Here is a 19,732-nt window from a genome sequence, read left to right as displayed (position 1 = left end):
GCATAGCTGTGATGGTGGTAACCGCTTTAAGTGACGGCTACCGCCAATAATTCAGTCGGAAATATCCACCACTGAAAGGGTGTCGTCCCGAGTAGGCGTAGCCCTTTTTTTCTCGCGCCGATCATTGATCCATTGATCCACTTGCACGGGAAAATTCGCGGGCGCTTTTCGTCCCAGTTTTCGTGCGAGGTCAAGAATGGTCTGCTGCGCAAGGGCTTCTTCCATACGGTTCTGTGCCACCGACATCGCGGCATGAACGGCGCAACTGCCTTCCAGTGCCCACGAGGGCGGGGACCCTTCGAACAGCGCACATCGACCCCGAATTTCGCGGCAGTCGAAAATCAGCTTGCGGCCGTCGATGGCGTTGACGATGTCGAGAATACTGATCTCGTCCGAGGGTTTGGCCAGCTTGAAACCACCCCGCACGCCTTCAGTGGCCACGACCAAATTCGCCTTGGCCAGCTTGGTGAAGATTTTGGCCAGATAGTCCAGAGGCACACCTTGCAGCTCGGCCAGCTCGCGGACGCTGGCTTCCCGGCTCTCGCCACGCTCACCCACCAAAAAAATCAGGCAATGAATGCCGTACTCAACGCCTGCGCTGTAAAGAGACATAGGTATCTCCGACTAATATGGTCGCCATATTATCAGTGAGCCGCAATGCCGGCAACGCGGCTGACGCAGTGAAGGTATTTCTGTTTCAAACCCAGGTGCACCGGTTCTCAAGCAGTTAGTGGTTTGCAGGAATCTGGTGAAGGGTCCAAAAAAAACAGCTGGAGCTAATCCTAAATAACGGTTGTATTTTTTAATGGCGACCAATAGAGTCGTAGTTAATGGCGTTCAGGCGCTACCGATGAGCGCAACATCCACCGTGTTCCGCGCTCCCGGTTTACCCTTTTGGAGTTAACAATGAAACAGCATATCTTGGTCATCGGCGCAGGGTTTGGTGGTATGTGGACCGCATTGAGCGCCACCCGGCTGCTCAACATACATGACCGCCACAACGTTGAAGTTACGGTGTTGGCCCCACAGGCCGAGCTGCGCGTACGTCCGCGCCTCTACGAGCCTGACGCCCATCACTTGTTCGCGCCGATTGGCGAGCTGTTCGATGCGGTAGGTGTGAAGTTCATCAAGGGTGCAGCGCAGACCATCGATGTGCACTTAAAGCAGGTTGGCTACAGCGATGCGTCAGGTGCCAAACACGTGCTCAGCTACGACAAACTCGTTCTGGCTAGCGGCAGCCGGCTCGCCGCCTCCAACACTCAAGGCGTGGCCGAATACGCCTTTGACGTCGACCAGATCGAAACTGCGGTGCGCCTTGAAGACCATCTCAAATCTTTGGCTAACGTGCCAGAAAGCAAAGCACGCAACACCGTAGTGGTGGCCGGCGGTGGCTTTACCGGGATTGAAACTGCGACTGAAATGCCAGCGCGTCTGCGGGCCATCTTGGGTGAGGGCGCAGACATCGAAGTGATCATCGTCGATCGAGGAGAAAAAATCGGCACGTCCATGGGCGTTGAAATCAGCGAGTCGATTGCCGAAGCCAGCGCTGAACTGGGCGTGAAATGGAGCTTGAAATCGTCGGTAGTTGTTGTCGATGAAAACGGCGTGACCCTGTCTGATGGTCGGCACATCGACGCCAAGACCGTGGTCTGGACCACCGGCGTTCGCGCCAGCTCACTGACAGAACAGATCCCCGGCGAACGTGATGCCCTTGGCCGCTTGCACGTGGATGGCCAGCTCAAGGTCATTGGCCAAGAAGACATTTTTGCCACCGGCGATGTGGCCTACGCTGCCACCGATGACATTGGCAATCATGCACTGATGACCTGCCAGCACGCCATCGTATTAGGTCGCCATGCGGGCAATAACGTTGCTGCGCAGATACTCGGCGTGACGCCGACCCCGTACAGCCAACCTAAATACGTCACCTGCCTGGATTTGGGTGCCTGGGGTGCGGTGTATACCGAAGGTTGGGATCGTCAGGTCAAACTGATCAAACAGGAAGGCAAGTCACTCAAGACCCAGATCAATACCGTGTGGATTTACCCCCCGGCGGCTAACCGCGAAACCGCATGGGCCGCCGCGGACCCTTTGATTCCGATTGCCTGATTCGTCCTGGCGGTGATCGCCTGTGCCCACGCCAGACATCGCCGCCATAGCCAAACTGCTGGGCTCAGAGATGCAAGGCATGCTGCTGGATGAGTTCCTGCAACTGCATGGCGGTTATGGGTTCATGAGCGAATATAAGATCAGCCGGGCATGGGCGCACGTTGTAGGGCTTGTGAGCAGCGCGAAGGCGTCTTCAGCTCATGGTTACGCCGGCCGCTGCGTTGAACAGTGGCTTGTGCATGGCTTGCGGCGGTTGACCGAACGCACGCAGGAACGCTTGGCGCATCCGTTCCCGATCACCGAACCCGGTCTCAGTGGCGACCACTTCTATCGGATGGCGGCTGGTCTCCATCATCGTCCTCGCCGCTTCGACACGCAGGCGCTCAATGGCCTTGGCCGGGGTTTGCCCGGTTTCCTCGCGAAACACTCGGCTGAATTGACGCGGACTTAGCCTTGCAACCGCCGCGAGCGCTTCGACCGATAGGTCGTAGGTCAAATTCTCTCGCGCATAGGCTAACGCCAACTGCACACGATCAGATTTAGGGTCCAGTTCCAGCAGCGCCGACAACTGCGATTGTTCGCTGCCGCGCCGTTGGTAGATGACCAGTTTTCGGGCGATTCTGCGGGCCAAGTCGCTGCCCAAATCGTTTTCGACCATTGCCAGTGCAAGGTCAACGCCGGCGCTCATCCCTGCGCCGGTCCAGACGTGGCCGTCGACCACGAACAATCGATCTTCCTCAAGGCGAATGCCCGGATAGCGCTTTTTAAACGCCGGTGCGTGAAGCCAATGCGTGGTTGCGCGCTTGCCCTCGAGCAAACCGGCCTCGGCGAGGACAAACACGCCCATGCACAACGAAACGATCCGCCGCGACTGCGCAGACGCGGCCCTGACGAAATCGAGCAGGTTTTTTTCCGGCAAGCGGAATTCCAGGTAACCGCTAACGATCAGCGTGTCATAGCCCTCTGCGCGCATGGGCTCGCTGTTCACCGAGTAGCCTGCTGAGGTCATGACGGCGCCGCCGGTTTCTGACACCAGGTGAAACTCATAGGCCTGCTCGCCACGGAGCAAGTTCGCACACTCGAACACCGAGCCCAACGAGAGACTAAGCGATTGAAAATTGGGGTAAATAATCAGCGCGACGCTATGCATTCAACCGCTCCGGGGAATTTGTCATAGGGCGTGATTGTCAGTGCCTGCCGTGCAACTGGCAACTTACTTCTGATCATTGAAACGTTATTCCCATCAGCACCTCGCTGACCTTCAATCACGTCAGCCCGATGTCCGGAATCCTTGCGGATACGACATTGCGCAGGTTTTTGTCGGCCTCTAACATTCACCTCAACGGCGTAGACGACTGGTCTACTTAGCGGCGGTGATTGATGACGACGAGCGCAAGCAAACCGGTGAAACAGAGCATCCTTGATGCCGCGCAGTTGATTGTGAGCAAGAAAGGCTTTTCAGCAGTAGGCCTGAACGAGGTGCTTAAAGCCGCTAACGTTCCGAAAGGCTCGTTTTACCATTACTTTGGTTCCAAGGACGTGTTCGGTGTTGCGCTGTTGGATGACTATTTCGAGACTTATTTGAAAGGGGTCGAAGCGCTTTTCCAGCGGTCCGATGTACCTGAAGGTCACAAGTTAATGCTGTATTGGCAACGATGGATTGAAAACCAAACCAAGGGGACTGATTCAGGCAAGTGCCTGGCAGTCAAGTTGGGCGCTGAGGTCGCCGATCTTTCCGAACCCATGAGGTCGGCACTTGATCGGGGCACTTCGCGGATCATCAAGTGCCTGGAGGGCGCCGTGTCTCGTGGCGTTGAACAAGGCTCACTGACGATTGATCAAGCACCCGCAGCGCTGGCATCACGCTTGTATTCGTTATGGCTGGGGGCGAGCGTGATGGCCAAGATCACCCGTACCTCCGATCCATTTGACCAAGCGCTGTTGATGACTCGACAGCTTTTGGGCTGCACCGAACCCTATTGAAATCTATCCACCCCGAGGAAGCAGACATGAAAATATTGATGGTATTGACCTCGCACGACACGTTGGGCAGCACCGGGAAAAAAACCGGATTCTGGCTCGAAGAGTTCGCCTCGCCTTATTACACCTTCAAGGACGCTGGGGCCCAAGTGCTGCTGGCATCGCCAGCCGGCGGCCAACCACCGCTAGACCCGAAGAGTGATGACGCCGACGCTCAGACTGAAATGACCGAACGTTTCAAGGCGGACCCCGCAGCGCAACAGGCCTTGGCCAGCACCGTGAAGTTGGAAACAGTCAACGCCGCAGATTTTGATACGGTGTTTTACCCAGGTGGTCACGGGCCTTTGTGGGACTTGGCAGAGTCGAGCACCTCAATCGCCTTGATCGAAGCGTTCGAGCGCGCCGGTAAGCCTATCGGCTTTGTCTGCCATGCTCCCGGCGCTTTGCGTCACGTCAAGGCGGCTAATGGTCAACCCTTGGTGAAAGGCCGTCGGGTTACCGGCTTTACCAACGCGGAAGAAGCGGCGGTCGGGCTCACTGAGGTGGTGCCGTTCCTGATTGAGGACGAATTCCAGGCACTGGGTGCTGATTACCAGAAAGGCGCCGATTGGCAGCCGTTTATCATCGAAGACGGCCAATTGATAACCGGGCAGAACCCTGCAAGTTCCGAGGGTGTTGCCAAAGCACTGTTAAATCGGTTGGCTTGAACCCGCTGATTTAAACCCAGTGGCTTAGTTGTACCGCATGAGTGTGTGCAAACACATGACCTCAACCCAGTAGATGCGCAGTTTCCACTGCGCATCGAAGCGTGTCACAGGATTAGACGCACGGCCGACTTGATTTCAACCTAATAAGGCCAGGTGTTTAATTTCTTAATCCGGAATACCCAGCATGAACAATGACGCTCTATTTACCCACGTTAAGTTGGGTCGCCTTACCCTGAAAAACCGTATCGTTTTCCCGCCACTGACCCGCCAGAGAAGCGCCCAGCCCGGTGACATCGCCACCGACTTGATGTCGCTGTACTACCGGCAGCGTGCAACGGCAGGCTTTATGGTTAGCGAAGGCACCCAGATCGAGCCGCGCGGGCAAGGTTATGCCTGGACACCCGGCATCTACACCCAGGCGCAAATCGATGGCTGGAAGAAAGTGACCGAGGCGGTGCATGCCGACGGCGGCGTGATCTTCGCGCAACTCTGGCACGTTGGGCGGGTTTCGCATAATGCCTTGCAGCCCGACGGTGAATCTCCGGTGGCGCCGTCGGCTATTCAGGCGCAGAAAGTCAAGGCGTTCATCGAAACCGCTCCAGGCACTGGCGACCTGGTAGAGCCGTCCATGCCGCGTGCATTAAGCACGGGTGAGGTTAAAGCGCTGGTGGGTCTCTACGCACAAGCGGCAAGCAATGCCTTGGCGGCAGGTTTCGACGGTGTCGAAATCCATTCGGCAAACGGCTATTTGGTCAACCAGTTCATCTCTGAGCACGCCAACCAGCGTGATGATGAATACGGCGGCTCACTGGAGAATCGGCTACGTTTCCTGCGGGAGATTGTCCAGGCCGTGGTCGAGGTGGTTGGTCCTGACCGTCTGGGCGTGCGTTTCTCCCCGTTGTTCACCAGTACCGACGAGGACCGTGTGTATATCGGGCTCGTCGAAGAGGACCCGCATCACACCTACATTGAAGCGATCAAGGTGCTGGAGAACGCGGGTATTGCCTACGTCTCCATCGCCGAAGCTGACTGGGACAACGCACCCGATTTGCCCGAGCAATTCCGCCGCGATGTTCGCCGTGCATTCAGCGGCCGTATCATCTATGCCGGGCGTTATACCGCCGAACGCGGCGCGCGGCTCATTGACGCGGGTCTGGCTGATCTCATCGCTTTTGGCCGGCCCTACATTGCCAACCCCGACTTGCCAGAACGGATGATCAACGGCTGGCCTCTCAACCCACTGAATCACAGTGGTCTCTACGGCGGAACCGAGGTCGGTTTCACCGATTATCCGGTGTACCCTGGGTAGACGCCTGGCTGTTTTTTTCAATCCAGTCGCTGGCAGCGATAGGCCTGGGTTTGATAGGGGAACTCAATGGTGTCGCGTCCGCGCAGCGCCGGATGGGTTGCAATCAAGCTTCGCAATTGCTCTGCCACCCGTGCTTTCTCTTGGGAAGGTAGGGCCGCGATGAAACTCACTGACAGGAAGCGGTCCATGATTACCGTCTCAGCGGTGCCCGTGTGGGAGTAGTTTAGGCAGGTCACTTCAGGCACCGAAAAATAGCGGCCGTTGAACGGTAGTCGCCAATTCCCCATGTGAAAGCGCGGTGTATCAGATTCGTAGGGCGTAATGATGTCGGTGATGGCCGCCACCCAGTCCACCGACTCGTCGCGCACATTCCAGACTAGCCCAAGTCGACCGTTCGGCTTAAGCACTCGGTGAATCTCGGCCAGCGCTGTTTCGTTTGCAAACCAGTGGAAAGCTTGGGCGCAGACTAAAGCGTCGGCCGCTCCACCAACCAAGGGCAGAGATTCTGCAGTTCCTTCCAAAATTTTTACTTCTGGTAGCTGCTTTGCAAATTCGAGTCGCATGGCCTCGACCGGTTCGATGGCGATAACATTTTTTGCTATGGGCGTTAGTAATCGAGTGAATTTACCGGTACCGGCCCCTAAATCAATGACCATCGATTCAGCATTGATTTCCAGCGCGTCGGTGAGCCACGGCTGTATTGCGCTTGGATAGCCCGGACGTCCGAGGGCGTAAGTACCCGCTTCCTTGGAAAAACCTAACTGAGCAGCTTTGTGAACGACCGTCATTTTCAGCAAGCCTCGATAGGGATGGCGGTTAATACCGGGTAACGATCTCAGAGCTGAACGCATCGTCCGTTTGACATCGTTATTCGTGGATGGCTGCTCAGTCGGCGCCCTCGATAATCATCCGCGAGCATGCGCTTTGCATCCATATTTTTGAAGCTTTCGGTTGCCCCGAGGGCGTAGATTGCACAGGGATCAGGAGTTCTCACTTCAACATGGGTACCCGATAAGCTTCAGGCATGAGAGATGTTTGCGCAATCGTTCGCCAAGCCAGATTTCCAAGCATCCACTGCACCTGAAAACCCTTGATAGTCATGTCATTTCTCGTCTCGCCAGTTAAACACTGGATACCGCCCGCAGTTTGCTGCGCGCAGTGCACAACAAGGAGCACTTTATGGTTTCTGTCGTCAAGTTCACTCATGCAGGTGCACCCGAAGTCTTGCAGGTCGAAGAGGTCGGTCAGTCCGCTCCTGGTGCAGGCGAGGTATGGTTGGAACAGGAGGCGATTGGCGTCAACTTCCTCGATATCACCCAACGCAATGGCGCGGTGCCGGTGACATTACCCAGCGGCTTAGGTCTGGAGGGTGCGGGCCGTGTAGCAGCAGTGGGTGAGGGCGTAAACAACGTCAATGTGGGTGACCGCGTGGCGTACGCGACTGGGCCACTGGGAAGTTATGCGAGTGGGCGCCTATATCCCGCAAATAAACTGGTAAGAATTCCGGACTCGATGACGTTCGAAGAAGCGGCCGCCGTTCTATTTAAGGGCATCACCGCACAGTACCTCCTCAAGTCGACCTATCCCGTCGGGCCTGGCACTGTCATGGTGCTCTACGGCGTTGCAGGCGGTCTCGGCGAGATCATGGCACCTTGGGCCAAACACCTTGGCGCATTCGTGATAGGCATCGTTTCTCGTGAGCAGAGCGTTGATAAGGCTAAAGCACTGGGGTGCGACGCGGTACTGGTTTTCAACCCGCAGACACTTGCAGCCGATGTTGCGCGAATCACTGATGGCAAGAAAGCGGACGTCGTCTACGATCCAATCGGACGCGTGTCATTCGAAGCCTCGCTGAACTCCCTAAAACCTCGAGGTTTGATGGTTTCGTTCGGTGCATCATCCGGTGCGCCTGCGCCTTTGGAAATAAGCACGTTGAACGCGAAAGGGTCGCTGTTTCTGACTCGACCCTCCATCGTCGCGCACACCACCGATATCGCCGAATATCAACACCGCGCTAAAGATGTACTGGCCGCGGTCGAGGCCAGCATCATCAAACCCATGATCCGAGGCCGCTACGCCTTGTCCGATGTGGCCCAGGCCCATGCCGCCCTTGAAAGCGGCACGTCGTCGGGTACCCTCGTTCTCATACCGTGACTTCACCTTGGAACGTGCTGGGTAGCTAGGCGCGGGCCAGCACTACGATTCGTTGCTCAAAACGGGTGTTATTTAAACGTGGTCCAAGTCAACGTCTTTGGTTTCCTTGAGGCAGAAGATACCGACCACCAAGCTAACTCCCGTCACTAGCACCGGATACCACAGGCCGTAAAAAATATCCCCGGTGTACACCACCAAGGCAAACGATACCGTTGGAAGAAACCCGCCAAACCAACCATTACCAATGTGGTAGGGCAGGGACATGGAGGTATAGCGAATGCGGGTCGGGAACAACTCGACCATGACGGCCGCCAACGGGCCATACGTCATGCAGGCGATGAGAATCAGGGCAACAATTATCACCACCACCATGGGTTGATTGACCTTGCTGCTATCAGCCTTGGCGGGGTAACCGGCGTCCATGACGGCTTTGTGAACGACTGCTTCATCGAAGCCCTGGATATGCTGTTCACCAATACTGATCACCACCGGGCTGCCAGTCGGGGCGTTTTGCGAGCTGTAAGGCAAGCCCAACTTTGCAAGATAGGTTTTGGTTTTGTCGCACGGACTGTCAAATTTGGCCTTTCCCACCGGATCGAATTGGAAAGTACAGGATGCAGGATCCGCCAAGACGGTGATCGGCGCCTGATGGCTGGCCCGGTCAATTTCAGGGTTGCCGTAATGACTCAGTGCTTTGAACAGCGGGAAGTACAGCACCGTGGCCAGCAGCAGGCCGGCCATAATGATGGGTTTGCGCCCGATCTTGTCCGACAGTGCGCCAAAGATCACGAAAAATGGCGCGCCAATTACCACGCTGATGATGAGCAGCATGTTGGCCTGCGAAGGGTCCATCTTCAAGAATTGAGTCATGAAAAACAGCACGTAGAATTGTGCGGTATAGAAGGTCACCGCTTGCCCGGCATTGATGCTGAACAGCGCGATGAGCACGATTTTGAGGTTTTCCCAAGAACCGAACGATTCACGGATCGGCGATTTGCTCGCCTTGCCCTCGGCCTTTATTTTCACGAAGGCGGGCGACTCATGCATGCTCATGCGGATCCAGGTCGAAACCACCACCATGATGATCGAAAGCAGGAACGGAATGCGCCAGCCCCAGACCTCAAACTGGTCGCCAGTGATGTACCGGCAGGCCAAGATCACTAGCAGTGACAGCAGCAGCCCGAGGGTGGCGGTTGACTGAATCCATCCGGTATATCTTCCGCGCTTACCCATAGGCGCATGTTCCGCTACATAAGTTGCGGCGCCACCGTACTCACCACCAAGGGCCAGACCCTGAAGCATGCGCAGGACTACAAGAGTAATCGGTGCGGCGATGCCCCAGCTGGCGAAGGCAGGCAGCAGACCGACCAGGAAGGTCGACAAACCCATCAGGATAATGGTCATCAGAAACGTATACTTTCGGCCGATCATGTCGCCCAGGCGGCCGAACACCAATGCGCCGAATGGCCTAACCAGAAAGCCCGCAGCAAAGGTCATCAAGGCGAAGATAAAGGCGGTGGTGTCGTTGACACCTGCGAAGAATTGTTTGCCGATGATGGCGGCGAGGGCACCGTACAAGAAGAAGTCATACCATTCAAAAATCGTCCCGAGGGACGACGCGAAAATGATCTTTCTCGCTCCGTGATCAGAAACGTGCGACCCCACAATTGCTGTTTTTGGCATTGTATTAGACATGTCTCGAGATCCTTGGCCCATGGGGCACAATGGCTATTATTTTTGTTGTTCCTCTAAGGTCTGCCGATGACCGAGCTATACGACAACCATCCCAGCAAGCCTTGCCTATTTGTACCAAGGTCCGGCCGGAGACTCTATTAAATTCTATGAATAGTGAGGAGGTTGAGGAGGGTGATAGTGCAGCGGGCGCAAATGGCCTTACTTGTTGAAGCCATTCAGACCTTGCGTGAAGCGGGCTGTGCCAGCCCCAAGCTGCTGACCACTGATGCAAATTCGCAAGGTAAATACGCTTTATACGCATTTTAATTAACTAAACTAAATGGTCATTTAGTTTAGTTATAGCTTAAAGAATCAAAAAGCAGCTTAGTTGAATCTTTAATAGTCTGCCAAATATAATGATAAGGCACATCGGGCGGAGCTTATACGCCTGACCCAACAATGCTTGCCAAGGTTCTCAAGCAACTGCTGATACACCAATAAAACCAAGCGCAGCAATCCTGGTAAGCATGATCTACTGGCGCCTTTGATGCCGTCCCTAAGCAGATCCGTTGCAGCCAAAATCTAGACGGTCAGGACGATTGTTTAGCGAGATATCGCAATGTGTTCACCACAGCCGGTGTCCGTATAGTTTAACTGCATGAGAATTTATGATCCGATTCTGATGGATGCAATCTGTGGACGTTGGCCAGCGTGGTGATTATCACAAAGCGTGCGGACCGCAGGATGTACTCACTGTGCATACATCGTCAGACAGAAAGCTTGATCAGGTGATGCGTAAGAGACAAGCGCTGCAGTTTGGCAAGTTTGACAGCCAACGAACTGATTGGTCGTTGCGCATAATGTATATTATGTTAAATGACAGGTCATGTCATAGATGTTCACAAGTGTCACCAGTCGGTAAAAACCGGACTTTGCCTCGAATTATAAGAATCCAACCAAATCAACAGCTTCTGAGCCCTACCTTCTAGCCTTTCGAGATTGCGAGATTTGATTTATCGAATCCTAAGATTTGAAAACAAGACGGCGAATCTCAACTCCAAAGCCACCAACTATTTTTGCTTAAGCCTAGTCAGACACTCGCCAATGTGATCTTTGTCGTGCTTCTCACTTGAGTGTACGCTGTCTATGAAGAACCGATTGACCGTTCAGCGCTTGCGATTTCCATGAGTAACCTTGGCCACTCATTGCGCCTATTCGCTGCAGCTTGTGTCTTGGGCATCCACTCCGTCATGAGTCCCCAAAAGGAATCCTTCCATGACGTTTACGCACGGTGCGCTGATCTACATGCTGTGACTTGTTTACTTGGTAAACCAAGCTGAACCAGTCACTCAGTTCCCGCTTACTTCAGGCGGTCACCGTGTTCGCATAGGACTTATATCTATGGCTGAGCCCACAGTTCCTTATCCTCTGTTCCCACCCCTAGGTCTGCTTAACGACCATGCTCACGTTGAACAACCGATAAACCTGGAAGTCCGGCGCCGCTTAAAGACAATTCCCGAGCACCTGAATGCGCTCAACGCCTGGCGAACGGGCATGTCCTTTCTCATCTCACAATCTCGACGGCCTGGATTCCAAGACCGGCACTACAAAGTGCTTTGCCCGATCCTAGAGTCGATGATGCACTGGAGTTGGTCAATCCGAGGGAAAGCCTTGGATGATTGGAACGGCACCGACGCAAAAACTTTTATAGAGTTCATCATGAGACCGCCGGTTGCGTGGGTAGCGACACCGGGTTGTAGCCGGTACTCCAAAAAGACCCGCGGGAATTTCGCAGAGAAGCCTCTCGATCCGCTATGGCGTCCGATCATCCGACAGACCTTCTCGGGCGATGATCCAGGTCTGAGTTCTAAACACCATCGGAACTGGTTCATAACGCATGGACGGGAGTATTTCGCCTTCACCGATTCTCTGCCAAGCCCCAAGTCGCTCGCCGATGCCTACGATAACACTGCCGCAGGTACCGAGACTGAAAATCCCTTTAGGGACTTATTGCCGAAAGACTTCGAAGCCCGTACAGAAAATCGGCGGACAATCTTCACATTGGAACAACTCTCTGACCTGATGGGTATTGCGGAGTCGCTCACAAACTATAGTGAGAAATCGGAACCGTTTTTGTTCGTCGTCGCAGCGGCCCTCCATTCGGACATTCCCATGAAGGCGCTTGGTGCCACACAGACCATCAAGCCAACGTTCTCTTACTTCAAACCCCGAGACTTCGAAGTATCCGATCCAGTACAAAACCAGCCCAAAACTGAATTTGCGAGCTTTTACCTGGCTTCACAGCTGGGGATTGCCAAGGGGCCAGGGATTTTCGAAAGTCCGCTTTACCTTGGTCGACGCTTCCGCCTTTCTGCTCAATTCCAGCCCTACTTCCAGCGTTATGCGCAATTCAGGCACCAGCATGACCAATTGCTGAGTCCTCATAGCTACCTGCTTCCTTTGATGCGTGGCGTCGATGCTTATGGGTACGGCAGCCTCATTGAAAAGCTCAGCGACTTTACCACCAGCATCTTACAAGTCCTTCGCGACAGGCCTGCATCGGCTCGGATGCACTGGAAAGGCTCGGACAAGCTTGAGCCCAGTGCCTCGCTTACATTTGCCGAGCTGCGTGAATCGGCAAAGCGCGCAGGCTGGATTCCGAAGAGTTTCGTCTCCCAGGATGTTGGGGCTAAAGCAGACATCTGGCCAGATATTGGCATTCGACCAGATATATCGAAATCCCAGTGGTTTCAGACCCACTGAGGGTAGAAAGTTAACTGTGGGAGCTTGGCCACTGAAGGGCCTGGTTTGCCTCAGCCCCCGTAATATCTACATCTAGGAGCTAGCGCCCTCCTCTCTACGACGCACGCGGCGAGAGATCATTAAGGGCGCGCCCCGTAGGGTCGGCTGTAGGCTTTGCAATCACAGGGCCGCCAGTGAAGACGTTGATCGAACTAGTAGGACGGCTTAATGAGTCTCCTGCTCCGCACGACCGACCACCCGGCGTCCACAACCCTGGGCTAACGCCGACTAGGGTGATCCTTATGGTTGATTGGTCTCTCTTCAGAGCGTCGTTGATACTCCGTTGTAGGTGGCGGCGCAGGCGTTTTGTTTTCCTGATTCTTAGGTTTTTGATCGTTGCTCATGAATATAACTCCCTGCCAATGCTGATTACTGCCAACAGCGACAACGCCCATGCGGCGTAGACCATTTCGCTGTAGGCAAAGTCTAAGGGTTTGGATTTTTCGTCGATAGCTGACTTCAATTTTTCTAAGGTGTCTATGTAGCAGTTAAAGAGGTGCTGTTTATAAGCATTAGGGGCAGCGTTTTTCATCCATTCTGCGGTCTCACGGCTTGAGGGCAGCGATGGGCAGTCCCGTATTCTGAGCGCATTCAAGGCGTGGCCCCAAGAGCACACGACGCAGAACGCGGCGGCGATGAACGACCCAAAAGCCAAGACATCCAGGGGGCCATGGAGAGCGAAAATCACCTTCCCCTTTGCGCTCACGAGAGCGGTCAGAGCTACGATCACAATCGACACAGCAGTGAGGAACTTAGCGCATTTGTTCTCGAAATGGTCGAATCGCGCCTGCTCGTCTTTATAGCGATCTTTCAGGTAGGTCAGGGTTTCGTCCATGAGAGCGTCCGTCTGTCTGCGCTTGGTTAGAAGCCGCCGTATATGAAAACTAATGCTCAAGCGAAGCGTCTATGAGTGGTGCGCCAGTACAGAATGCCAGGAAGCCAAGGGGTGAATTATGAGCTCAAATCACTATCGCGGTTTGGTACGTTCCCATCAACAGCGCATTGCTCGCCTGAGGGAATCTCACGCCCGTAAACTCCACGAGGCGGCAAAGCATGGAGAAGCCAGCCGTAAAGCCGAGACGGAGGCGACCCGTGCCCAGTCTGCGTCGACTGTCAGAACAAAGCAACAACAAGCGCAGCGGTATGACGGCCAGAGAACCAAAGCTGAGGTAGACGCGGCGAAGATCGTCGCCGACATCAACCGTGAAATGGCTCGGCTTCTAGCAGACCAGCAGCATCTCGACAAAGCCTTGGAACGGGAGCTAAAGGAAGCAGCCCGCAAGCGACAAACTGAACAGCAACGGCTAAATCAGCAGGTCGACCGAGACATCCAGTCACGCAACCGCCAACTTAACGTCCTACAATCTGGCCTAGCTAATCAAATGGCCCGAGCGGACGATCTAGAGCGTGAAGTGGCCAAGCTTCAGCAACTCCCTGAACAAATTTTGATTTTATTTTTCGGTGCTGATCCCGGTCGCAAATCTGAAAAAGCACTGGATCTCCAAAACGAGATCCGTGGGGTGAACGCCCACATCCGCGCTTCTAAGCATCGTGACGCTCTGAAGGTAAACTCACACTGGGCTGTTCGTGCGGAGGATCTACTCCAAGCGCTTGATGAAAATGAGCCGGCCGTCATGCACTTCAGTGGGCATGGAACAAGTGCCGGACATTTGGTGTTAGAGAGCCCAAATGGTGAGCCCCACCTGGTACCTCTGGAAGGAATGCTGCGTGCAATAGCCGGGAGCGCCCGCTATCTGAAGCTAGCCGTTTTCAATTGCTGCCATTCCTTGGAGCTGGCAGAACGTTGTTCTGTGCATGTTCACGCGGCCATTGGCATGGACGGCGCCATAGCAGATGAGGCAGCTAAAGACTTCGCCGCCCGGTTTTACGCGTCAATTGGCTTTGGGCAGGATATTCGTGAAGCCTTTAATCGGGCGACCACTCAACTTGCTATGACATATCCTGGTGAGTCGCACATCCCTCAGCTGTTCATAAACGCACTCGCAACTGAAGCTGACCTTACCTTGGTCAAGGCGTAGAAGTTTCAATGTGCTGGTACCTAGTGCTATAGCCCTCTCCTACGAACGCAGTTTATTGGAGGCTAATCAGCCGTACGCCAAGGGAAACTGCCGGGCCTATGGCAGCCCTCTTTCCCGTTTAACCAACGCCGCCGGGGTAACGGCGCAACCCCTCATCCTTTTTTGATGGTCAAACAGAACGAACGTTTGTCTATCCTTAGTCGGGCTGTTTGCCGTCACGCAGCACGGGAGGACAATTCGGCAGTTCCAGAGAGCGTGGGGAGCGTGCGCCCAAGCGCCAGTGTTCCAGCTGGAAGTCGCCCTTATTCGGGTGGGCATCCTTGCATCCACTAAGCAGCATTTTCCACGAAGCCGATAAGGACGTAGCTGCCCTCTTCTTCCTTCTGGTGCCCGCCACGACTACCGTCGGGCTGAAATCTTGCCACACTGCCATTGGTGCCTCCCTCCACGCGAAGAGTAATATTGCCACCGGCGCAGGCTTGGCTGACGGCCCATCACAGGCTGTCACAAAATTCAAACAATCATGGGAGGGTGGCCGGTGAGCACCATCTACTATTCGGTGCGAATCGGAGCATTCATCATTGAGGAGCAAGGATGTATTTCACCTTCACGAGACCGGATCTGTTTGGGCCAATGCGCACATTCGGCCGCGGCATCGCCGTCGCGCCTGAAAATCATCTAACGGAACAACGGGCCGTACTCCTAGTAAAGACGTCGAAGGAGATCATACTGACGGCTCGCTCCCGAAAAGGGCTGAAGTGGTACCTGGCTCCCGTTGAGATGAAGGGTACGCACGGCCTGGCTCTGATATCTGCATTTTTTGACGATCTGGACAATCCCCTCGCTATCACTACACCGTTAGTGCCCAGTGATTCCCTGTGCTCAGCGTTGGCTGACCTACCGGACGAATTCGATGTCTGCTTTCTCGATGAACACAACAGGGAGCAGCTCAGCTGTCGAGCATCCGCATCACTCGCATATTTGCGGGCCAAAATTCGAGACCTACCGGTGCTATGTGACCCCGATTCTCACATGATGATTGATCAAGCGGAGCAATGGTTCTCTATACGTACTGATTCAGATGACCGCGAAGCGTTTCCCGTTCTGCTTGGTGAGGAGCTGTTCCCTAGCGATTTCGTATATTTCGATCTGCGTGAAGATCAACACGCATTCCATGGATCATCCGGATTTTCGACCAGCACGTTGGTTCGCCCTGAGCCAGGCCGTTACCAGGAACAGGATATCGTGTTTCTCTTGCAACGGGTGTTCTCAGCCAACGAAATCATTCACGGCCCGATCAAGCCTAGTGACAACGAAGAGCTTGTCGACGTCGCCGTTCTGGGCGGCGAAATAAATCTCTTCCTGCAGGCCAAGGACAGTCCCAACACGGAAGCGATGATCAATAGATCAATGGACAGAAAACGCCGGGTATCGCTCAACCAGCTCGTTGGAGGGTTATCCCAGCTTGGCGGCGCGTTCTCGACGGCTCTGCGGGCACCGGTTCAGCAACTGAGACTGCCATCCGGTGAAAGTATCCAAGTCGATTTTTCTGACAAGCCAATGGTGGGCATAGTGATCGTGAAGGAGCTCTTCACAGACATGTATGAGGAGTACAGTGAGCGGGCTCTGGCTTTCATGGATAAACATCAGGTTCCTGTGGTGTTCTTCGACTACCCCGAGCTGGAGGTACTAACACGTCGGTGCGAGACTGAAGCAGCCTTCCTTTCTGCATGCCATGCCGTATTTCGGTTCGCTGTCGAAAACGGCGAATATCCAAAACTGCGCTTCTAGGAGAGCCTCCAATGGACGTTCTCCCCTTCCCTTCGCCTGTAAACTGGAGTCATAGCTAGGGTGATCACGGGGCGTTCGATAAAGCCGAGGGGTCAACTGCGTCCATGGGCTCGCGCCGCAGCTAATCCAAGAATATCAGGATCGCTATTACCAAGATGGAACCACTAGTGCTCAGTACTTTCGCCAAAGGTGATCTCTTCGAGGAGCAGGTTTTCCAATTCCTGAATCGCGAGATCGATGAGGGGCGGTTTTTTTGCCGACCTGAGCATTGCCGGATTTTCAGGAAGCGGCGCTATTACTCTCGCGATCGAGAAGACGACATCGTTTTTGACATCGCCATAGAGATCTTCCTTCCTGGCCAACCTAAGCCGTCAATGATCGTTCTTGTCGAATGTAAGAATTATGCGGGCACCGTTCCGGTTGGAGATATCGAGGAGTTTGGGACCAAGATCCGCCAAGTCACAGGATTCAATGCAAAAGGGATATTCGTATCGGCAAGCGCCTTCCAGTCCGGCACGATCAACATCGCCAGGAATCAGGGTTTCGGTGTTATTCGGTATTTTCCGGACGAAGGCTTCCAATGGGAGCTGGCTCGCGCCCTCCTCACGGGAGTGAGAAATGCGTCGTCGCGAAAGCGTGCTGAAATTGAGTACGCTCTGACCCAGCCTGGCTTCCGGCCGACTCTCACGGGAGCTTATGCTGTTACCCCTGGGGGCTACACTAATGCTTGGGGGGGGATCTGGACAGGGCTTGATCTGGCTGGCAGTTTCGATCCAGCCATATTGGAAATCATTCGGCCTCCTCACCTGCCAGTCCTCAGAATTGGCTATATCTCTAAGGGAGCAATTGAAAATCTGTCAGAGCAGGTTTTGCGATCTGCCGGTTATACAAGGGGGGTAGTAGATCTGGAAGCCGTAGTCGCTGGTGCGACCACGTCGAGTGCCTTGACCGTTAGCTACGTAGATGAGCCAGACGGTGCTTTAGGTAGGATCACATTTGCCCCCTTGGAGATAAAAATCAATTCTCGCGACAAAACAGCCCCGATGACCCGGTTCACGCTTGCTCACGAGCTGGGGCACTATTATCTCAATCACGGCCGCTACATTGCACGGGAGAGCCTACGTTCGAAGGACATTGATCAGCTTGAGCGCATCGCTGTCCCCAAAAGCGAATTGGAACGCCTCGAATGGCAAGCGAATACATTTGCGTCTTACCTACTGATGCCTGAACGGCATTTTCTCGAAGCTTTCTCGCTTCTGGTTGAGCACCACGATATTCGCAACCGAGGACATGGCGCCCTTTTTCTCGATGACCAGCGGGACAACATCAGAAATTACCACCTGGTGCTCGACGCACTGAGCCGATATTTTGCTGTTTCTAAAAGCGCCGCGGCCATCCGTTTGCGTGGTCTTGGAGTCTTAGTCGAAACCTGATCCAGCGTAGGTTATTCAGTGGCGCGGAACGCTTGTGGCGAACGAGGAGCCATCTCCGCGGGCGAAAGTGACTTGCATAGCCCGCTTCTTCAGCAGCGCCCTAACCCAGATAGGATGCAGCATCGGGCATTTTTATGGGCAGGCTGCCGATCTGGTGGGCTACAGTCCCGAGTGCCCGGCCCGCTGTTAAAGACCAAGACATGCCAGCGATTTTTCCCAGCCACCTATCGACGAGCCTATATGGAACGACACCTGTACCGCTTCCGGACAGCGGAGCGCTTATTGGGGAATGAGGCTACTGACATCAAGAAAGGCCTCCCCGGCGAGCTAGAAAATCTTGAGATTTATTTTGCGCCACCTGAACAACTCAATGATCCTCTAGAAGGCTACAAAGAAATCTACTGGGCAGGCGATGAGATCATATGGAGAAACTTCTTCAGGCACTACCTCCTGGTGCTGGCGCTCAGAAGTTGGGAGTTGGATGAAGCGGTGCGACTCGGAACGCCCCTGCCAAAAAATCTTCCCATAGAGCAGTACCCCTCCAACCTACGTGGAGCTTTCCAAGCCGGGTACCAAGAGATGGATGCGCTGATCGGTGGCTGCGATGTCATCCAAGGCTATGTGCGCGCTCTTTCAAAGAATGAAGCGAGGCACTACAGGCCAGAGCTGTCGTTCTATCTTGCGACCTTGCACACTCGCTTGTTGTCCACCGTGCTGCTCGTCAACTTCAAGCACGGACTGTCTGGTGTGTACCCCGACCAGACGTCCGAGGATCCGCTAGGTGATCGCGACCTACACCTTCAGGCCATCTCTAACATCGAAGCTCAGGATGGCACGCTTCGAGACGCTGGCTCGTATGAAAAAATGGCGTTACTCAATGCGACATACGCCATTAGAACCGCGCACGTTATGCCAGGTGGTCACATCGGGGCACGTGAATTAATCACCGCTTTCGTGTCCCACTACCTGATCAGATCGAACGACTGATGCACCCGCAATGGTATGTCGCCTGCTTCATGAAAGAGTGCAATAACTCGGCGATTTGGGGTAGCTATGGTGATAATCATAGGGGAATCTGTTTGAGATATCGCGTTCTCGGCGACGCGCCCTCAATGACAATGGAAATGAATAAGCCAGACGGCAGAGGATACAACGGTATCTCTCACAGCTTCCAAAACATGAGCTTTAAAGAGGTGTTTTATGATCGAGAATTTTCAGAGATGGACTTCTTCAGATTCCTCGGTAACGTTTCGAATGAAGCCCTGAGTGGCTTCTGGTACAGCGATGCCCAAGGAAATCTCAGCAGCAAAAGCGAGTGGTTGAGATCCCACTCGAATGAGCTTTGGATGGAGCACCACAAAAATGTCGATTTCGCGCTGACGTCCAAGCTTCCTCAATGGGGATCAGAAAAAGAGTATCGCCTGGTGCTGAGTTCCTACCTCGATATTTCCGACGAAAAGCACCGGATCCTCAAGTACCGTTTTACAAGCCTGGATGGCCTGATTTTTGGCATCAAGACTCCGCTGGAAGACAAGCTGAAATGCATCCGAATCATCAGAGCCCACTGCGAGCGGGAAGACATTCAGTCGTTCAATTTCTATCAGGCTTACTACGATCCGCAGACTAAATCCATCGAGCATGGATTGCTACCGATCACCCTCTATGAAGCTGATCCTGAGTCCGAAGAGCCGTCAGACCGCGAAGTTTTTTAACGTTGCAGTACCTATGAACACT

The 19,732-nt window shown here is 54.2% G+C and carries 16 protein-coding genes and 1 pseudogene; 12 read left to right on the top strand and 5 right to left on the bottom strand.

The annotated features are described in order from the left end of the window. Window positions 1-51: 51 nt before the first annotated feature. Complete coding sequence (locus tag RHM59_RS04760; RefSeq protein ID WP_322286064.1) at window positions 52-612, bottom strand: Rrf2 family transcriptional regulator; 561 nt, start codon at window positions 610-612, stop codon at window positions 52-54. A 294-nt stretch (window positions 613-906) separates the two neighbouring features. Between RHM59_RS04760 and RHM59_RS04755 the strand changes: the two genes are divergently transcribed. Next, window positions 907-2,109: an NAD(P)/FAD-dependent oxidoreductase gene (locus tag RHM59_RS04755; protein WP_322286063.1), complete on the top strand. Its 1,203-nt coding sequence runs from the start codon at window positions 907-909 to the stop codon at window positions 2,107-2,109. 22 nt (window positions 2,110-2,131) lie between these two features. Then, window positions 2,132-2,266, top strand: a pseudogene (locus RHM59_RS04750) (acyl-CoA dehydrogenase family protein); the annotation flags it as partial. Window positions 2,267-2,302: 36 nt separating this feature from the next. On the opposite strand, the gene RHM59_RS04745 reads toward RHM59_RS04750, so the two are convergent. Then, entirely contained in the window at window positions 2,303-3,259 is a 957-nt protein-coding gene (locus RHM59_RS04745) for a GlxA family transcriptional regulator (protein ID WP_322170206.1), read from the bottom strand. 230 nt (window positions 3,260-3,489) lie between these two features. Between RHM59_RS04745 and RHM59_RS04740 the strand changes: the two genes are divergently transcribed. From RHM59_RS04740 to RHM59_RS04730, 3 genes are all read left to right on the top strand, one after another. After that, entirely contained in the window at window positions 3,490-4,092 is a 603-nt protein-coding gene (locus tag RHM59_RS04740; RefSeq protein WP_322170209.1) for a TetR/AcrR family transcriptional regulator, read from the top strand. Between the two features lie 26 nt (window positions 4,093-4,118). Then, window positions 4,119-4,796 carry a type 1 glutamine amidotransferase domain-containing protein gene (locus tag RHM59_RS04735; RefSeq protein ID WP_322286062.1) on the top strand — a complete coding sequence of 226 codons (678 nt, stop codon included), beginning with the start codon at window positions 4,119-4,121 and terminating at the stop codon, window positions 4,794-4,796. A 184-nt stretch (window positions 4,797-4,980) separates the two neighbouring features. Next, a complete protein-coding gene (locus RHM59_RS04730; RefSeq protein ID WP_322286061.1) occupies window positions 4,981-6,105 on the top strand; it encodes an alkene reductase in 1,125 nt (374 codons plus the stop codon). A gap of 17 nt (window positions 6,106-6,122) precedes the next feature. Here RHM59_RS04730 and RHM59_RS04725 read toward each other — a convergent pair whose 3' ends face one another. Then, window positions 6,123-6,893: a class I SAM-dependent methyltransferase gene (locus RHM59_RS04725; protein WP_322286060.1), complete on the bottom strand. Its 771-nt coding sequence runs from the start codon at window positions 6,891-6,893 to the stop codon at window positions 6,123-6,125. Between the two features lie 391 nt (window positions 6,894-7,284). Here RHM59_RS04725 and RHM59_RS04720 point away from each other — a divergent pair, with 391 nt between their 5' ends. Next, a complete protein-coding gene (locus RHM59_RS04720; RefSeq protein ID WP_322286059.1) occupies window positions 7,285-8,259 on the top strand; it encodes a quinone oxidoreductase in 975 nt (324 codons plus the stop codon). A gap of 72 nt (window positions 8,260-8,331) precedes the next feature. On the opposite strand, the gene RHM59_RS04715 is transcribed toward RHM59_RS04720, so the two are convergent. Next, complete coding sequence (locus RHM59_RS04715; protein WP_322286058.1) at window positions 8,332-9,954, bottom strand: MFS transporter; 1,623 nt, start codon at window positions 9,952-9,954, stop codon at window positions 8,332-8,334. Window positions 9,955-11,334: 1,380 nt separating this feature from the next. Between RHM59_RS04715 and RHM59_RS04710 the strand changes: the two genes are divergently transcribed. Further along, on the top strand, window positions 11,335-12,696 hold the full coding sequence (locus tag RHM59_RS04710) for a hypothetical protein (RefSeq protein WP_322170221.1): 1,362 nt from the start codon (window positions 11,335-11,337) through the stop codon (window positions 12,694-12,696). 379 nt (window positions 12,697-13,075) lie between these two features. Here RHM59_RS04710 and RHM59_RS04705 read toward each other — a convergent pair whose 3' ends face one another. After that, window positions 13,076-13,570: a hypothetical protein gene (locus RHM59_RS04705; RefSeq protein ID WP_322170222.1), complete on the bottom strand. Its 495-nt coding sequence runs from the start codon at window positions 13,568-13,570 to the stop codon at window positions 13,076-13,078. Between the two features lie 118 nt (window positions 13,571-13,688). On the opposite strand from RHM59_RS04705, the gene RHM59_RS04700 reads away from it, so the two are divergent. From RHM59_RS04700 to RHM59_RS04680, 5 genes are all read left to right on the top strand, one after another. Beyond that, entirely contained in the window at window positions 13,689-14,774 is a 1,086-nt protein-coding gene (locus RHM59_RS04700) for a hypothetical protein (RefSeq protein ID WP_322183888.1), read from the top strand. 594 nt (window positions 14,775-15,368) lie between these two features. Then, entirely contained in the window at window positions 15,369-16,565 is a 1,197-nt protein-coding gene (locus RHM59_RS04695; RefSeq protein WP_322183886.1) for a hypothetical protein, read from the top strand. A gap of 167 nt (window positions 16,566-16,732) precedes the next feature. Further along, the gene (locus tag RHM59_RS04690) at window positions 16,733-17,998 is read left to right on the top strand and encodes an ImmA/IrrE family metallo-endopeptidase (protein ID WP_322170228.1); all 1,266 of its coding nucleotides are present in this window, start codon (window positions 16,733-16,735) and stop codon (window positions 17,996-17,998) included. 240 nt (window positions 17,999-18,238) lie between these two features. Beyond that, window positions 18,239-18,985, top strand: a complete 747-nt coding sequence (locus RHM59_RS04685; RefSeq protein ID WP_322203570.1) for a hypothetical protein — start codon at window positions 18,239-18,241, stop codon at window positions 18,983-18,985. Continuing rightward, window positions 18,985-19,710 carry a DUF2971 domain-containing protein gene (locus RHM59_RS04680; RefSeq protein ID WP_322183884.1) on the top strand — a complete coding sequence of 242 codons (726 nt, stop codon included), beginning with the start codon at window positions 18,985-18,987 and terminating at the stop codon, window positions 19,708-19,710. The genes RHM59_RS04685 and RHM59_RS04680 overlap by 1 nt, the downstream gene beginning before the upstream one ends. Window positions 19,711-19,732: the final 22 nt, after the last annotated feature.

Origin of the sequence: Pseudomonas sp. MH10 (genome assembly GCF_034353045.1) — a bacterium.
GTDB lineage: Bacteria > Pseudomonadota > Gammaproteobacteria > Pseudomonadales > Pseudomonadaceae > Aquipseudomonas.
This window is presented reverse-complemented; position numbering and strand designations above follow the sequence as displayed.

What these genes read in the sequence shown, in the direction of transcription:
- RHM59_RS04715 (WP_322286058.1), bottom strand. Translation starts at nt 9,954, where the DNA reads ATGTCTAATACAATGCCAAAAACAGCAATTGTGGGGTCGCACGTTTCT.
- RHM59_RS04720 (WP_322286059.1), top strand. Translation starts at nt 7,285, where the DNA reads ATGGTTTCTGTCGTCAAGTTCACTCATGCAGGTGCACCCGAAGTCTTG.
- RHM59_RS04730 (WP_322286061.1), top strand. Translation starts at nt 4,981, where the DNA reads ATGAACAATGACGCTCTATTTACCCACGTTAAGTTGGGTCGCCTTACC.
- RHM59_RS04685 (WP_322203570.1), top strand. Translation starts at nt 18,239, where the DNA reads ATGGAACGACACCTGTACCGCTTCCGGACAGCGGAGCGCTTATTGGGG.
- RHM59_RS04725 (WP_322286060.1), bottom strand. Translation starts at nt 6,893, where the DNA reads ATGACGGTCGTTCACAAAGCTGCTCAGTTAGGTTTTTCCAAGGAAGCG.
- RHM59_RS04760 (WP_322286064.1), bottom strand. Translation starts at nt 612, where the DNA reads ATGTCTCTTTACAGCGCAGGCGTTGAGTACGGCATTCATTGCCTGATT.
- RHM59_RS04740 (WP_322170209.1), top strand. Translation starts at nt 3,490, where the DNA reads ATGACGACGAGCGCAAGCAAACCGGTGAAACAGAGCATCCTTGATGCC.
- RHM59_RS04755 (WP_322286063.1), top strand. Translation starts at nt 907, where the DNA reads ATGAAACAGCATATCTTGGTCATCGGCGCAGGGTTTGGTGGTATGTGG.
- RHM59_RS04705 (WP_322170222.1), bottom strand. Translation starts at nt 13,570, where the DNA reads ATGGACGAAACCCTGACCTACCTGAAAGATCGCTATAAAGACGAGCAG.
- RHM59_RS04745 (WP_322170206.1), bottom strand. Translation starts at nt 3,259, where the DNA reads ATGCATAGCGTCGCGCTGATTATTTACCCCAATTTTCAATCGCTTAGT.
- RHM59_RS04735 (WP_322286062.1), top strand. Translation starts at nt 4,119, where the DNA reads ATGAAAATATTGATGGTATTGACCTCGCACGACACGTTGGGCAGCACC.
- RHM59_RS04680 (WP_322183884.1), top strand. Translation starts at nt 18,985, where the DNA reads ATGCACCCGCAATGGTATGTCGCCTGCTTCATGAAAGAGTGCAATAAC.
- RHM59_RS04700 (WP_322183888.1), top strand. Translation starts at nt 13,689, where the DNA reads ATGAGCTCAAATCACTATCGCGGTTTGGTACGTTCCCATCAACAGCGC.
- RHM59_RS04695 (WP_322183886.1), top strand. Translation starts at nt 15,369, where the DNA reads ATGTATTTCACCTTCACGAGACCGGATCTGTTTGGGCCAATGCGCACA.
- RHM59_RS04710 (WP_322170221.1), top strand. Translation starts at nt 11,335, where the DNA reads ATGGCTGAGCCCACAGTTCCTTATCCTCTGTTCCCACCCCTAGGTCTG.